Here is a 16,258-nt window from a genome sequence, read left to right as displayed (position 1 = left end):
AAAAGTAAATAGATTAGAGGTTCCTAATAGTCACCTAGGTGACCAATAGGAACCTCTTTCGTTTTGTAATTAGTTCGGGGGATTTAACAGTATCTTTTATGCAGACCTCGTTTGCCGTATATTTTTAAGATTATAGCAATAATTGTATTTAATACAAATAGAAGCGCAAAGCATACTAAGGCTGTAGTATATCCATATCCTGCTTCGTGAAAGTATGACACGAGCATGGGACCAACGATGCCTGCTAATCCCCAAGCGGTTAGAATGCGGCCATGAATAGTGGAGAGTTGGCGTATGCCATAGAGGTCTGCAAGATATGCTGGCATACAGGCGAATCCGCCGCCATAGCAGGTGATAATGAGAAGAATTAAAACTTGGAATGTTAGAGCATTATTGGTTTCGGCAAGTACGTAGAATGCGATGATTTGTAGAATAAAGAATAGTATATAAGTTTGTGCTCGGCCAAAGTAGTCGGAGATAGTAGACCACGCAATGCGACCTCCACCATTGAAGATACCGATGATACCAACTAGTGATGCAGCTGCTGCAGGTGTCATACCAATGGTTTCTTGTGCCATAGGGGACGCTAAGGATAGAAGACCTATACCACAGGTAATATTAATAAAGAAAATCCACCAAAGGGCACCAAATTGCCAAGTTTTCATAGCATCGTTGGCTAGCATGCCATGATTATGAACGTACATAGTGGATTTATCTTTCGGAGTTCGAGGTGGTTGTTTTGGTTGAGGTGCTTTCAAATAGAGAGAAGAGGCGCTCATAACCACTAGATAGATTATGCCGAGGATAATGAAGTTATTTACTAATCCAACTTGAGCTACGAGGAATTGCATAAGTGGTCCTGCAATGAGTGAAGCAAATCCAAAGCCCATAATGGCTAATCCTGTGGCAAATCCTGGGCGATTTGGAAAGTATTTTACGAGCGTAGAAACTGGTGTTATATAACCAATACCTAGTCCGATACCACCGATGATACCATAGAAGAGATAAAGTAAGGTAAGATTATGTATGCTAAGTGCATAGGCTGTTCCTAATAGTCCTGCCACCCAGAATAACATTGAAAGAAGTCCGCTTTTCTTGGGACCTATTTTTTCTGCAAAAGATCCTAAAAAGCCTGCAGACAGTCCAAGCATCAGGATAGCTAGGGAGAAGGTCCATGTTGTTTGAGACATAGTAAAGCCCATATCTGTCATGATAGGTCGTGTAAGCACGCTCCATGCATACACACTACCGATGGATATATGCAGACCAATGGCTGCTAGAGCAATAAGCCAGCGATTTCTCATAAGAAAACTCCTTTCATATAGGTGAGATGATTAAAACTTTGTACAGTATTATTTGCTACAAGAAAATAAAAAAAGACCGCCTGAACAAAAGCTTGCCCAGACGGTCGGCTATCACACGATGTGTGCTACTGTGCATGTAGTCAATTCTACGAATCCGTCAGCCCAGTAGTAATATATTACAAATATAGCAATTAAGAGGATATCTTGTCGATGATATAAGTCACTATCGTATACACCATAAACATTTATAATTGAAAATAGGGAAAGGAATCCTTCGATTCCTTTCCCTGTTTAGATATGATATAATTTATATCAAAGTGAGGCATAAATGGTTTGGTCGCCAGACTTCGCTTCTAAGTTTTAATATTGAAGAAACGGTCTGACTTCACAGTCGGGCCTTTTTTCATGTCTTCAATCATCATTTTCATGAATATCTTTTTATTATGTTACAATACAGTTAATATTAGTGTTCAATGGGGGATGTGTGTATGAAACGTTATATTACACTACTTAGTCTAGGATTGTGTTTAGCCGTACCAATGCTTTCACAAGCTAGCGATATAAATCCTGTTATGCATGTTACGAATGTACATAATGGTCAATATGATGCGGCATTAGATGCTATTACAGATACAAAGTTTTATGGACCGTATCAATTCCGAGTATTAAAGAATGCTATCGAAACACAGGGTGAAACAAAGGACATTGATGGTAGGGCGTTTAGAACCTCTGATGGAGTATTTATGCATGTAAAGGCTAGATCTATTGATAAAAGTAGTGCATCCTTAGATAAAGAGGTTAAGAAGATTATTGAAGATAGAACGGTTCCTGAACCTACAGTTAAGATGGTATTGCCTGTTAAGCATGATGTAATAGAGGTCAATAATGATGGCGTGCGTAGTTTGCTAGCCGAATTTATGTATGGCTGGCCATTACATAATAGGACGGATATGGTATTAGTTACTGATTATGAAGATACTCGTTACTATTATAATTTGCAGTTTTATAGAGACAAGCTACCTGAAGGTATTCGCATTGAGCAGTTGCGCCAAATGATTATGGATGCGCAGTTCAGTTATAAATAAGTGATATCTAATTAGCACAATATAGTTATAAATAAAAGAGGTTCCTAATGGTCACAGTAGTGACTTATAGGAACCTCTTTTGTCGGGCAAGTAATTTACATGAATTTGTTATAAGGTTATATTACTTATAAGTGTGTTTTTTGATTCGTGGTGGTTTTATATGTTTTACAATTACGATAGATATAGCAATTGTAAAAGCTATCAAAAAGGATTCTTTTGCGAAGCTAATGGCAATAGTTTCTTGTCCCATTAGCATATAATAAATGGATCGATAAAAGCTGAGCCCTGGTAGTAAAGGGAATAAGCTAGTCATTAGGAAAACTATAGCAGGGCATTTCCGTTTAACAGCCAATATTCTTGATGCTATGGCGATGATAAAACCACTGATGAATATGGAGAGCATAACATTAGACTGTAGTGAAGATAATGTTAAGAACAAGAACCATGAGATGAATCCTAATATTGTACAATCGATAAAATGTTGTTTAGCTACACGGAATAAGATTGCAAATGCTGTCGTACCAATACCAGCCATTATACTACGCATAAACATAGAGGTTAAGGAATTAGTATCTAAATTAGAGGTATAAAGAGGAATCATTTGTGTGTTGAAGAGTAGTGATTGTACTACTGCGACCCCTACAGCCATTGAAATACAGGTAAGTAACGCGCCCATCATAAGGGTTATTCCTGTATTATAGTTATTCTGGCTATACTCTCTAATAGCATTGACGAAAGGAACTCCGGGAACAATGTCAATCATGGCTCCTAGTAATATAACTGATAGGTTGGAGCCTAATTCAAAGTGGATAAAGAGATTACCCAATAAGGCTATTAGAATACTACCTAAAATGGTAATCAATACATCAGAGCTAAGTATGCGTTTGATGGTACACATATAGACGCCTAATATTAAGCCTATAATACCTGCAATTATAGAGTCTGTTATTGAACTACCAATTGCATAGCTAAAGCCCGAAGCTCCTAACGTATAAGCTACTAATCTCCAAAAAAAAGAATAGTCTGACATGGTATCAATTTGATTAAGTTCACTTTCAATCTCCTCAATAGTAATATTTTTTTGTGTGATACGTCGGGAGAGAGCATTAACAGATTCAATTTTACTGAGGTTAATATCGACTTCAGGAACGTTACAAATACGAGTAATTTCAGTTCCATCAGCTTTCTTAGCAGTTGCAAAAATACCTCTATTGGATACGTAGGCTTCTAAATCTTTAAAATTCATAGCTCGTGCTATGTAGTTCATAGTATCCTCTGTACGACTGATTTCGGCGCCACTGCTAAGTAGTATTTTCCCAGCTTTTAGTATAATTTCTAATTCCACACCTGTCATTATTTCCTCGTTATTCATTTTACTTCATTGTTATTTATATTGGACTTTTTGATAGGTCTACCTTTAGAAGATTCAGTTGATTTTGATTCTTCCTGTTGTTCTTGTAGAATATTGATATTTTGATGTATAACTTCTTCGTCTATTGAGAGATGCTCTTCTACATAGTCTTTTAGCTCTTGAACTGTTTCCGTATTTGAAAGTATTTCTTTTGCTTCATTATGAATATCTTCTTTAAGAGATTTTGTATCTGCTTGACTAATATCACCTAATGTATGGAATAGTTCGCGTTCTTTTTCTGAAAGATTTTTGTGAGGACTATGTTTTTTTAATGATAAATGGAGCATCTTTCTTCGGAAGAGTTTTTCCATAATGATATCTTTACGATCACGGAGCCAGCCATAAATAAGAATAATTAGGAGTAATAGTCCCATATAACCGAGAATTGGGTAGAGGATACTAATCAAATCTTTAAAACCAAAGAAACTACATATATATCCTATGATTACTACAGAAATAATAACAATTCTCATTCTTTTTGTGCTGCCGTTGGCAAAACGTCTAGCAATAGAATAAAAAAGAGAGAATGCTGTATTAAAAATAAGTGAAAAGACTGTGATTGCATATATATATGCTAGCCAAGGATGAATTTGATTGGCAATAGCAAGAATCGGCAAATCTGCATCTTTTACTGTATCTAGATTTGCAAAAATAGAGATAGCAGCTATAAAAACAACTAATCCGACTAATAGGCCACCACGAGTGCCACCTTTTTCAGCAATACCAATACGAACAACAGAACCACCTAAAATAAAGGCCATAGAAACAGCTGTCATAGCACATAGAGAATAATAATTAATGACAGAAAACCATACATTGCTTGTGGCTGGTTTGATTGTGTGGGCTATAGCCTCTAATGTAGTCCAATCATGACTTTTACCAATAAAAGAGTAGCCTGTAATGATGAATATCATTACAATCATAATAGGTGTAAAAACACCTAGAACACTGGTAATTTTATCAAAGTCCATAAATGATACGGTTATGATTAAAAGTGAGCAAATTAATCCGCCAACCCAAAAAGGAAGTCCAAATTGTTGTTCTAAGTTTGATCCTGCACCGGCTATCATAACGAAGCCCATAATAAAACTACCAGCGATTAGTACAAAATCAAGTATTCTTGTAATAATAGGATGGGAAATCTGTGTAAAAACTTCTTCATGATTGTCTGCACGATAGTAGCTCCCCAAAGAAAGCATGATTTTACCAAATGCGGCATTTAATAGACCTAGTAATAGAACACCAATAAGACCTATTTGGCCAAAACTTATAAAATATTGTAGAAGATCTTGTCCACTCGAGAGTCCTGCACCTACAATAACACCTATGTAGGCAAATGCAATTTTCCATGATTGTTGCATTATATTTTCCTCCTTTCAAATACATAACTTAGTATACAAAATAATATTATATCATACTAATGATTCAATTGATGGAAATCTTACTGCCAATCTCTATAAGATTAGCTAAGAATGGAGCTATTTATAGGCCTTAAGTTCAATACACTAACTATTGAATTGACGGCGTGTACATGTGAAAGTACTGCCTCATAAATGTAATATATATCACATTTTTAAGGCAATAGATTAAGGATAGTATTTATGCGTAAAAAATATAATGTGAAAATTGAAATAGATTAGAAAGAATAAAAGAAAAACCGCGAAAAATGAGAAATCTAATATTTTAATTCCCATTTTTGAGCGGTTTTAAGGTGCAAATCGTTTATTTTATATGAATTTGTTATAGATTAATGATTATAATTTAGGATGTTATTTATTTAAGTTTGCTACAATACTTAAAATATCTTCTGCTTTACGGGCAATATGTGTTACGCCTAATTCTTGGTGGAGAGATTCTTCTCTAAATCCCCAGGTAACACCGATACAGAGTAGACCAGAGTTTTTCGCAGTAGCTACGTCAACTTCAGAGTCACCTACATAAATAGATTCTTCTGGTGTAGAATCTAGTTCTTTTAAGGCTTGGAGTACCATGTCTGGTGCTGGTTTACGTTGTAATCCTGGTCTTTCACCAATAGCAACAGGTAAGCGATCGCCAAAATATTCTTTATTTAAAGGTGTAACACCTTCTTGAATTTTATTAGATACAATGGCTAATTTATAGCCTTTTTCACGCAATGCATCTAGCATATCTAAGATGCCAGGATATGGTGCTGTAGTATCTTTTAGATGTTCTCCATAGTAGATTTTGAACTCCTCAATATATGGTTCTAATTCATGATCTGATACTGTACTAGGCAAGCATTGACGCATCAAGTACGTTACTGCATTACCAAGTGCTGCCTTAACCTCTGCTAGAGACTTTTCAGGGAAGTTATGTGTACGTAGTACATGATTTACAGCATTTGCTAAATCTGTAGCCGTATCGAGCAATGTGCCGTCGCAATCAAAAACGATGGTTGTATATTTCATGGGGACCTCCAATACGAAATCTATATACTTTATAAGTATATGATAAATATGGAGAAAATCAAGAGAATAGCCGTATTTGTTACTATAATTGTGTTACAATAGTAGCAGTAATTATTACAGCGTATAGGAGGCGTAGTATGACTGAAATACAAGCTCTTTTATTGATAAAATCTATTCTTGAATCCGCAGATATTCACGGCATTGAAAATATTCTAGCCGAGGATTGCGAATACATGTCCACAGGGCGTGGTATTATTGGCCGCAATCGTAATGAAAGTATTGAGTTTTTATCCTCTATGACTGAGTCTATTAAGGCAGATAATGTGCCTGTTACGTGCAAGGTGATGCATATTACCGATGTGTACGAGGAGGATGCGCTATTCCATGAAGGCCGTCATGGTTTGACTGTTTCTTATGAAAGCGGCGATAACTATGTGTACATGATTTTTGTAGATGTAAATGATGAGGGGCTCGTAGACCGCATTGTATCTAGTCAGGAAAACTATAGTATTGAGTATGATGATCTTCATTTTGGCGATGATGAAAGCGAGTATGCTTTTATTTCTGCACCAACTACGGTAAAGGATTGGATTACAGCCCTCAGCATGTGGCTTGAAACAGCGAATGTCGATGTGGATGATTTTTATCAGTACATCGATGAAGACACACGTGTTGTATTCCAAAAAGGCGATGCTGAATCCATCACCCTTGAAAGTGGCCTTGATGTAGAAGATTACTTTGATCAGCTCATGAACCAACACTTTGATGCGGTACCTCATATCATTCGCGATGAAGAAGATGGCCTTATTTTAACCTATGGTCCTATGAGTGCCATTGCAACCCTCAATGAAGAAGGCGGACTAGCGCTTATTAGTATCTATATTGACACACGTGACGAAGATGAAGCCACTGATGAAGTTGGCTATATTGAAGAAGAACTAAGCAAAACAACAACTCTTGAAGAAGATTTATTTTAATTAACTCTATCAGTAAAATGTACTATACTTAGTCTAAATATATATGGTTAGCGAGATACTACCAGTTAAAAGTATTATGTTTAGTCTAACTACATATGATTAATGAGATACTACCAGTTAAAAGAATTATGTTTAGTCTAACTACATATGGTTAATGAGATACTACCAGTTAAAAGAATTATGTTTAGTCTAACTATATATGATTAATGAGATACTACCAGTTAAAAGTATTATATTTAGTCTAGAAATGCAAAAAACTACCAGTTAATTTCACGTTGTAGTAGATCGATCTCCTGTTATTGAAAATCGGTTTACAAAACAACATGACAACTGGTAGTTTTAAATTTAATTAGAAATAATTATTTTTAACTGGTAGTATCTCAAAAAGGGTATATATGAGATGCCTGAAATTATTTTTAACTGGTAGTATTTACATTTCATCATGGTCTTTAATGAGACCAGCTTTTTTCTTTTTCCAATAGGAGTAGTAGAATGGCAAGATCACGATACAACCGCCTAGACCCCATAGTAATTGGTTGGTTTGAGCTTGAGCGAGCATCCATAGGGATGTGCCGATAGCAATAACTGGGATTAAATAGCCACCAGGAATTGTGTAAGACCGAGCTTTGTCTGCCCATTTACGACGGAAGATAATAACAGCCAAACATGTTGGTAGGTATTGTGTAAAACGAGATACTGCACTGATGGCTGCTAGTGTAGTAAAGGATCCAGACCATGCAAGTAATACACTGGCAATAGCAGTAACAATAGCTGCAACATATGGTGCATTGTAACGATTACGTTTAGCTAGAGCACTTGGTAACATACCGTCTTCAGCCATAGAGGTAGCCACTCGAGGTGCATAGTAAGCCTCCGCAAAGTTGATACCACCCATAGAAATCAGTGTTCCTACTAATACAACGTACATACCGATAGGACCTACAATTACGTTAAAAGCATCTTGAACTGGTGCTTTTGTATTAGCCAAGTCAGAGCCGAGTACACCGATAGATACGGCGAGGATTGCCATATATAGAACGGACACGAGAAGCATACACATGATAATAGCACGTGGTAAATTCTTCTTAGGGTTTTTCATATCCTCTGCAGCAATGGCAATAACTTCAAATCCTGTATAGGCAAAGAATAGAAGAACTGCTGCTTGAGCAAATGATCCATCCACATAAGTATCTTGTGGGAAGACTGGCGTAAAGTTAGCTCCATTTATAAAGAAAATGCCAATTGCAATGAATAGGGCAAGAGGAACTAACTTAGAAATAGTGATTAAGTTGTTAACGAATTTTGATACGTTAACACCAAAGATATTTACAATGGTAAGACCTACAATCAAGATAAATGAAATAACATCTTTTGCAAAATCACCACTTAACGCCGGTACTGCGGCACCTAATGCTGTAGCAAAGCCAACGGCCATGGCCGCCCAAGCAATAACGGTTACAATCCATTTTAGAACGCCTACTTCAAAGGCCCAAAAGTCACCTAATGCATGTTTTGCATATAGGTAAGGTCCGCCATTACGTGTAAATAAGCTTGCCGCTTCAGCAAAGCAAAGGGCGATACAGCCTGCAATAACGGCATCAAATAATAGGACGCCTAAACTAGCGGAACCAATGATAGAATATGCTTTGTTTGGTAGTAGGAAAATACCTGTCCCTACAATACCATTGATGCCTAGGAGTACAATACTCCAAAAGCCAAATTTTCCTGTTTCTTTCATACTAAAACCTTCCTACTATTTAGTTATATTTTCTCGAGCTGCTGTTACAAAGGCAGCAAATAAGCGTTTTGCATTCTCATCTGTTTCAGACATCATTTCTGGATGGAATTGACAAGCTACTAACCAAGGATAGGAGGAGTCTTCTAAACCTTCTACAGTACCATCCTTAGCTCTTGCTACTACTTGTAAACCTTTACCAACATGTTTTACTGTTTGATGATGGTGAGAATTTGTAATCCATGTGGAGCGACCAATAGCACTAGCAAGCTTAGATTCAAACTCGATATCTACTGTATGTGTACCTAATGCAGGGGTTTGATTTTGTGAATGTTTTATCGTACAGTTTTCGTCATACTTTAAATCTTGGTATAGAGAACCACCACGATATACATTTAAAATTTGAATGCCTCGGCAAATACAAAAGATAGGAATTTGTTTTTCTTCCGCTGCTTTCAATAATGCAAAATCGAATTGATCTCGTTCAGGGAATACATCGCCTAGACCTTGCAATGGTTCCTCACCGTAATTCAGTGGAGATACGTCATGGCCACCAGATAATAATAAGGCGTCAAGTTTTGCAACCGTTTCACGGGCTACGTCGAGATTTTTTGTAAATGGAATGATAACTGGAATGCCACCAGCCTCTTCGATAGAGCGTGGATAATCATGGTTTACATAAGAACGTAATAAATCTACGTAGGCACCGCCGTTATCTCGTAAGATATTGCCAGATACACCAATGAATGGTTTTGTCATAATATCACCTCATATGTGTAAAAATTTGTACAATTAGTATAGTTTAAGTATATCAAATATTCGTGAATAAATAATACTATTATTGTAATTAATTATAAAACTTATACATTCTAAAATATGTTAACATTGTTACATTTTATAAAATTCATATTAGTTTTATAGGGATAATTATATTCGGTTTTATAGGGATAATTATATTCGTATATGTTTTGTTAAAAACATGGTATGATAGATTACGAATAAACTGTACGGGAGGTTTACTATGGTTTTTCTTACATCCTTACAGAGCATCATACCTATTGTATTGCTGATCTCGCTAGGATATATATTAAAAGGGCGAGGGATGTTTCATCCCATATTTAGTGGTAATCTATCTAGATTTATCATGTCTGTTGCGTTACCAGCCGGTGTATTTGTATCGGTATTGCATCATCTACATACATCGGATTTATGGGACCTTCGATATGGGATGCTAGCCGTTACATTAACCTATGTAATTGCATATATCGTTGCTTTTATCATGATGAAAGCACTAAAAGTACCTCGAGGTAGGCGTGGTATTTTCATAAATATGGTAGTTAATGATAACTGCTTATTTATAGGATTGCCAGTGCAAATCGCCCTCTTTGGTCAAGATGCGCTACCATATTTCTTGTTATATTATATCGGTAACACTATTTCAGTATGGATGGTAGGGGTATTCCTTATAGAGTTAGATCCACTGCCTAATGCTGAATTAGGTTTTGATAATAGTAAAACTGATGGTATAAGTAATAGCACAGTAGATACAGAAACAAAGCGTAAGAAGTTTAAATTTGATTTGAAGAAGTTATTACCTCCACCATTGTTAGGGTTCTTTGTAGCATTGATATTCTTATTCTTTAAAATTCCTTTAGCACCAATTTTACATACTACATTGAATTACTTAGGAGATATGGTAACCCCATTATCCTTGATTTATATTGGTATTGTACTTCATGATGCGGGGTTAAAAAGTATGAGTCTCAATAAAGATTCCATTGGTGGTATTATCGGTCGTTTTGTAATATCACCGATTATCATGTTCTGTGTCATTCTGGGCTTGCAATATGGCGCAGGTATCGTCCTAGAACCAATAGCAATCATTACCTTTGTTGTACAATCGGCGGGTCCCGTTATTGCAGTATTACCAATCGTAGCCAATGAATCGAAATCTGACTTGTCATTTGCTACAGGACTTGTCATGATTAGTACAATACTATTTGTGGTAGCTATACCAATTATTATGGAAATCCTAACTATGATAGGCATAACAGCATAAACTAAAAGGTCTGACTAATATAGTCAGACCTTTTTTTCCTATATTTTTTCTACACAAGTGAAATTGATAAAATATAAACTAAGTGTTAAAATTATAAACAAATGTATGTGTTTAAGGAGAGAGATATGATGCTAAGACGTTTGTTATTGTTGAGTTGTATTGGGTTTATAGGGACTATAGGCGTATCTCAGGCCATTGATGTTAATATTCCTGGGGCTCGCCCAGATATTGGGAAAGAAGCGTATCAAGAATATCGTATTCAAGGAGAAGTTGCTAAGAAGGTTGATGACTTCCAAGAGTCTGAGGTTAAAAAATGGGCACAACATGAGCCAAATTATGATAATGAAAAATTAGGTGATGATATTTATGTAGTACAAGAATTGACTAGAGCAATACATCATTCTAGGAGTGTATATATTATTACAGAAAATGGGGCTGATATTAAATTTACAGGCTCAAAAGAAAGTATAGTAGGTTGGTCTATTGATCCTAAACATATGTCTAAGTCTTCCATTAAGAGTGTGGGAGGAACTATTAATGCCGTATCTGATTTTAGATATGAAACAAGACAACAGCCTAAAGGTTCTAAATGGGAAGATACAAATATAGAGTATACTGATTTAAATAAATCTCTTTTACAGAATACTTTGAATGAGAGATTAGAAAAGCGAAAAGACTCAGTTCGATTTGTAGATGGTGATGTATTTACTTATCCTGGACTTGAAAAAGCAACGTGGGATGTAATAGGCTTTGATGATCATTTGGTTGTGGGGACAATCAATTTTACATTACCTAAAACACCTAATCTTTCTTATCATATTGGTCAATCTCTTAATAAAGATATTATAAAAAATTATATTAAAGATGATACGCAACGTTCCATCTCAGATACAATGGGACCTTTGGCTAATTTTGTTTTACCTTCTATTAAGCCGGCTAGTGATGTGTTAGCATATACTGATCCTGTTCATTTGGGACCTTATACATTTAGGGTATTAAAAAATAGTAAATTCAAGAAACATGAGGTTATAGGCCCAGCTGAATATGATGTTTATATGTCTGGACGTATTAAAGCTGTATTTGGTAAGCAACCATTTATAGAAGGTGCTAGTGTTGAAAAACAAAATATTTTATATAGTTACTTAAGAACTGTTGTTAAAAAATATGGTTTAAAAGGTCATAAGCGATTACAATATGCTACAGTTTGGAACAATGGTATTCCAGCTTTATACTTTGAAGCTAACAAGGAAAATGCAACACTATTTGGTATGGTTTTGTATGATAATCAGTATGTTTATACGTATTATTTACACAAACCTGATGATGTTCACGTAAGTAACTATAAATTGCGAGATGTTATTCAATATGTAGCTGCTAAACATAGTAAAGCTTGGAATGATAAAGCTTTTGTGGGAATCGGCATTTCACCTGTAATGTTAGATGTGATACAAACAAATCCTACTATTAGGGATATTGTGAAAGATAAAAAAGCACATAATGATAAGAAGTAATACTATAAAAAGATAGCGTAAAGTGAGTGGCATAAAAAAGAGGTTTAACACATATGTGTTAAACCTCTTTAAGTTATTATCTAAAGAATCTACCTATGAGTGGCATGCTTGCGCCATCATTTTTATTAAGTCCTTTTAAAAGAACCATGATAATAACGTAGAGCAATAAGCCTTCGATACCTGTGAGTATGAAGTTAACCCACATTGGTAAGATATCTGTTAAGTAGTGGTAACTCATAAAGATGAGTATACCCATGACACCGGCACTGACCACATTTTTCCATAGAAGGGAAATATCGAGGAAGTAGCCTGTGTATTTTTTGATGTAAATCAAGTTGAGTAACGCTGCAAAGCCAATATCAGCAACGGTTGCCCAAGCGGCACCGCCGATACCAAGCCATGGGATGGCCGTTAGTGTCCAGTTCAGGATGACTTTGATTACTAACGCAATACCCATATTAATTACAGGAATACGCGGTTTGTTAAGACCTTGTAAGATACCTGTTGTTACTTGGTGTACACCGAGGAAGAAGATAGAGAACGCAGTGATTTGCGTAGCTAATTCTGCCTTAGGTGCATTATAAATCAAGGTAACTGTTGGGGCAGCAAGTACATATAATAGTACCGTAAATGGTACAGTAGCCATAAATGTTAATCTCATGGAGCCCGAGGTACGTTCATAAATACCTTGATGATCGCGTTTTGCAAAGGCATGAGAGATAGCTGGTACAATGCTTGTTGCAAGGGCTGCTGTAATGATGGTAGCCAAGTTGATGAGCGGAACTGCCATACCTGTAAGATAACCGAACAGTTCTGTTACTTCATTCATCGGGAAACCAGCATCTAAGAGTCGACGTGGTACGATGAGCAAATCGAGGTTAGCTGTTAATGGCAACATGATACTTGCTAAGGAAATTGGAATGGACAATGTTAAGAGTCGTGACAAAATTTCTTTAGCTGATTCACGAGGACCATCGTAGCTTTCACCAGTACTACTTGCCTTAGGCAATTTATAGTAATAGTACAAGAGCACTAGAAAGGCACCAAAGGCACCGACACCAGCACCTAAGCTAGCACCACCTGCAGCAGCCGGTAGACCATAAGGCAACAAGATAGCTGCAGCACCGAGCATGACGATAACACGTAACAGTTGTTCTACGATTTGGCTGACCGCCGTTGGCGTCATCATTTCATAGCCTTGGATATACCCGCGGAAGCAGGAAATCCACGTTACAAAGAATACTGCCGGAGCGAGCGCGATGATAGAGTAGTAGGCACGGCTTTCAGCAATGAGACCACTAGAGATCAACCAATCTGCACCAAAGTACATGGCAAGGCTGGCGATAAAGCCTGTAATGGTTAACATTGTAAAAGATATATTGAATACTCTCTTAGCACCACCAAAGTCGTGTAAGGCTAATCGTTCTGCCGTCAAAATAGAGATGGCAATCGGCACACCTGCGCTCGAAATTTGTAATAGTAACAAATAGATAGGAAAGGCCATCTGGTAGATCCCGATGCCTTCCCCGCCCAAGATACGGGAGAGAAGAATCCAGTTGATACTACCGATGGCTTTCACTACGAAACCGGCAATGGTTAAGATTAAGGTTCCTTTTACAAATCCGCTAGCCATAGATTATAGTTTGTGAGAAGAACCTAATACATCTTTAATTTTGTGAGCTACCATGCCTTTAATAGCGTCACGAGCAGGTCCTAAATATTTACGAGGATCAAATTCGGATGGATTTTGTGCCAAGTATTCGCGTACAGATGCAGTCATAGCAAGGCGAAGGTCTGTATCTATGTTGATTTTGCAAACCGCCATTTGCGCTGCTTTGCGAAGCATTTCTTCAGGTACGCCTTGTGCGCCAGGGATATTGCCACCAAATTCGTTACATTTTGCTACGAATTCAGGCAATACGGAGGAAGCACCATGCAATACGATAGGGAAGTTAGGCAATAATTTACCAACTTTTTCTAAACGTTCAAAGTCGAGGTATGGGGTGCCTTTGAATTTGTAAGCACCGTGGCTTGTACCGATAGCGATAGCCAAGGAATCAACGCCTGTTAATGCTACGAATTCAGCAGCTTGTTCAGGGTCTGTGAAGCGAGCGTCTGCATCGGATACGTTAACGTCATCTTCAACGCCAGCCAAACGACCAAGTTCTGCTTCTACTACAACACCGTGCGCATGAGCGTATTCAACAACTTGTTTTGTGATTTTTACGTTTTCTTCAAAATCATGGTGAGAAGCGTCAATCATAACAGATGTAAAACCGCCGTCTACACAATCTTTACAGATTTCAAAAGAATCACCGTGGTCAAGGTGAAGAGCGATTGGTAAATTGCTATCTTCTAATGCTGCTTCTACTAGTTTTACAAGATAAATATGTTTAGCATATTTACGAGCACCTGCAGATACTTGCAAAATAAGAGGGGATTGTTCCTCTTTTGCTGCATCGACGATACCTTGTACGATTTCCATATTGTTAACGTTGAAAGCACCTACTGCATAGCCGCCTTCATAAGCTTTTTTGAACATTTCCGTAGTCGTTACTAATGGCATGTTGTCCTCCTTGGCTTTATAGCCGATTGTATGTATTTTGAAAGTATTGTCATCAACTTATGATGATACATATCTATTCATTGTTAGTATATCAAGAAACGATATAAAGCACCACAATTTTATAAGGTTTTCTAGATGAATCTGTTAGAGATATAGTAAATCTTTCATATCCGTTGGCATAGGGGCCCGTAGTTCTATATACTCCTGTGTCATAGGATGGGTGAAAGCTAGGTACCCAGCGTGTAATGCTTGCCGACGGATATAATCTAAATGACCGCCATATAAATCATCACCAGCTAAAGGAAAACCTAAATGGGATAGATGTACACGAATCTGATGGGTTCGGCCCGTATGGAGTACACATTGCACATGAGTCAGAACCTGTTGCGTGCTCATATTTATATCCACTTGTACAGGCGGGGAAACTATGTGGCGTGTCAATACCGTCACATCTGTACGAGCCGGTTTGCCGATTAATGTGCAACTTCGTTCGATGATGCTACCAGGTTTACGTCCGATGGGATAATTAATGGTTAGCGATTGACTTGGCATAGTGCCTTCAACGATGGCGTCGTAGACCTTTTGAAATTTTGTGCGTTGCTTATCAAAGGCATGCTGTACCACCGATGTTTTAGCGATGATGACGATGCCCGATGTGTCCTTATCGAGTCGATGGACCGGGTGAAAGTCATGAGCTTGTTCGGTTTCGTCATAATAATAGAGAACGCCATTTGCCAATGTTCCATCGCGCACCGTTGAGGTAGGGTGCATAAGAACACCGGCGCCTTTATTTACAGCGAGAATGTAATCGTCTTCGTATACGATTTCCAGATTCATTTGAGTGCGTGAAAATTCTTGTTCAGGTGCTAATTTCATAAGCAGATGATCACCGCCATGAACAAGGGTATCCCATGTAGCTGGTTGTCCGTTAATGGTGATGATGCCATCATTTTTTAGACGCCGGCGCATGCGCTGTGAAATATGCTGTTGTTTTATGATGTGATTCATAGATTGCGTGTGTACATTAGCATCTACAATCAAGTCGATTATGGTTGCTGTTTTCATAGGTCCTATTATAGCAAAAAAATAATGAATGAAGTATTTTTCATAATTTATTGTATATATATATGCCTATATAGTATAATTTATATTAATAATTATTTATATATTTTTTATATGTA

At 37.1% G+C, this 16,258-nt stretch carries 13 protein-coding genes and 1 riboswitch; of the genes, 4 read left to right on the top strand and 9 right to left on the bottom strand.

Going from position 1 to position 16,258, the window contains the following annotated elements; translation table 11 throughout:
• Positions 1-83 precede the first annotated feature (83 nt).
• Positions 84-1,304: an OFA family MFS transporter gene (locus QZ055_RS03850; RefSeq protein ID WP_295824760.1), complete on the bottom strand. Its 1,221-nt coding sequence runs from the start codon at positions 1,302-1,304 to the stop codon at positions 84-86.
• Between the two features lie 87 nt (positions 1,305-1,391).
• A riboswitch (ZMP/ZTP riboswitch) is annotated at positions 1,392-1,479 on the bottom strand.
• A gap of 313 nt (positions 1,480-1,792) precedes the next feature.
• On the opposite strand from QZ055_RS03850, the gene QZ055_RS03845 reads away from it, so the two are divergent.
• Positions 1,793-2,389 (top strand): hypothetical protein, encoded by a 597-nt coding sequence (locus QZ055_RS03845; RefSeq protein WP_295824759.1) that lies wholly within the window; start codon positions 1,793-1,795, stop codon positions 2,387-2,389.
• Positions 2,390-2,510: 121 nt separating this feature from the next.
• Here QZ055_RS03845 and QZ055_RS03840 read toward each other — a convergent pair whose 3' ends face one another.
• The 3 genes from QZ055_RS03840 to QZ055_RS03830 form a co-directional block, all read right to left on the bottom strand.
• Complete coding sequence (locus tag QZ055_RS03840; protein WP_119982113.1) at positions 2,511-3,743, bottom strand: threonine/serine exporter ThrE family protein; 1,233 nt, start codon at positions 3,741-3,743, stop codon at positions 2,511-2,513.
• Between the two features lie 14 nt (positions 3,744-3,757).
• Positions 3,758-5,161: a hypothetical protein gene (locus tag QZ055_RS03835; protein ID WP_295824755.1), complete on the bottom strand. Its 1,404-nt coding sequence runs from the start codon at positions 5,159-5,161 to the stop codon at positions 3,758-3,760.
• Between the two features lie 408 nt (positions 5,162-5,569).
• Positions 5,570-6,229 carry an HAD family hydrolase gene (locus QZ055_RS03830; RefSeq protein WP_295824754.1) on the bottom strand — a complete coding sequence of 220 codons (660 nt, stop codon included), beginning with the start codon at positions 6,227-6,229 and terminating at the stop codon, positions 5,570-5,572.
• A 137-nt stretch (positions 6,230-6,366) separates the two neighbouring features.
• On the opposite strand from QZ055_RS03830, the gene QZ055_RS03825 reads away from it, so the two are divergent.
• Entirely contained in the window at positions 6,367-7,206 is an 840-nt protein-coding gene (locus tag QZ055_RS03825) for a hypothetical protein (RefSeq protein ID WP_295824752.1), read from the top strand.
• Between the two features lie 430 nt (positions 7,207-7,636).
• On the opposite strand, the gene QZ055_RS03820 is transcribed toward QZ055_RS03825, so the two are convergent.
• Together QZ055_RS03820 and QZ055_RS03815 are read right to left on the bottom strand one after the other, a co-directional pair.
• The gene (locus QZ055_RS03820; RefSeq protein ID WP_060924172.1) at positions 7,637-8,944 is read right to left on the bottom strand and encodes an APC family permease; all 1,308 of its coding nucleotides are present in this window, start codon (positions 8,942-8,944) and stop codon (positions 7,637-7,639) included.
• 15 nt (positions 8,945-8,959) lie between these two features.
• Positions 8,960-9,700 (bottom strand): gamma-glutamyl-gamma-aminobutyrate hydrolase family protein, encoded by a 741-nt coding sequence (locus tag QZ055_RS03815; protein ID WP_295212573.1) that lies wholly within the window; start codon positions 9,698-9,700, stop codon positions 8,960-8,962.
• 262 nt (positions 9,701-9,962) lie between these two features.
• Between QZ055_RS03815 and QZ055_RS03810 the strand changes: the two genes are divergently transcribed.
• Both QZ055_RS03810 and QZ055_RS03805 read left to right on the top strand, forming a co-directional pair.
• Complete coding sequence (locus tag QZ055_RS03810) at positions 9,963-11,000, top strand: AEC family transporter (RefSeq protein WP_295824749.1); 1,038 nt, start codon at positions 9,963-9,965, stop codon at positions 10,998-11,000.
• A gap of 125 nt (positions 11,001-11,125) precedes the next feature.
• Positions 11,126-12,511, top strand: coding sequence for a hypothetical protein (locus QZ055_RS03805; RefSeq protein ID WP_295824748.1), 1,386 nt, complete (start codon positions 11,126-11,128; stop codon positions 12,509-12,511).
• Positions 12,512-12,587: 76 nt separating this feature from the next.
• On the opposite strand, the gene QZ055_RS03800 is transcribed toward QZ055_RS03805, so the two are convergent.
• From QZ055_RS03800 to QZ055_RS03790, 3 genes are all read right to left on the bottom strand, one after another.
• Positions 12,588-14,144, bottom strand: a complete 1,557-nt coding sequence (locus tag QZ055_RS03800; RefSeq protein WP_295824746.1) for a polysaccharide biosynthesis protein — start codon at positions 14,142-14,144, stop codon at positions 12,588-12,590.
• Positions 14,145-14,147: 3 nt separating this feature from the next.
• A complete protein-coding gene (gene fba, locus QZ055_RS03795; protein ID WP_005376256.1) occupies positions 14,148-15,077 on the bottom strand; it encodes a class II fructose-1,6-bisphosphate aldolase in 930 nt (309 codons plus the stop codon).
• 144 nt (positions 15,078-15,221) lie between these two features.
• Positions 15,222-16,142, bottom strand: coding sequence for an RluA family pseudouridine synthase (locus QZ055_RS03790; RefSeq protein ID WP_295824742.1), 921 nt, complete (start codon positions 16,140-16,142; stop codon positions 15,222-15,224).
• Between the last annotated feature and the right edge of the window lie 116 nt (positions 16,143-16,258).

This window comes from uncultured Veillonella sp. (genome assembly GCF_905209685.1).
Lineage (GTDB): Bacteria > Bacillota > Negativicutes > Veillonellales > Veillonellaceae > Veillonella.
This window is presented reverse-complemented; position numbering and strand designations above follow the sequence as displayed.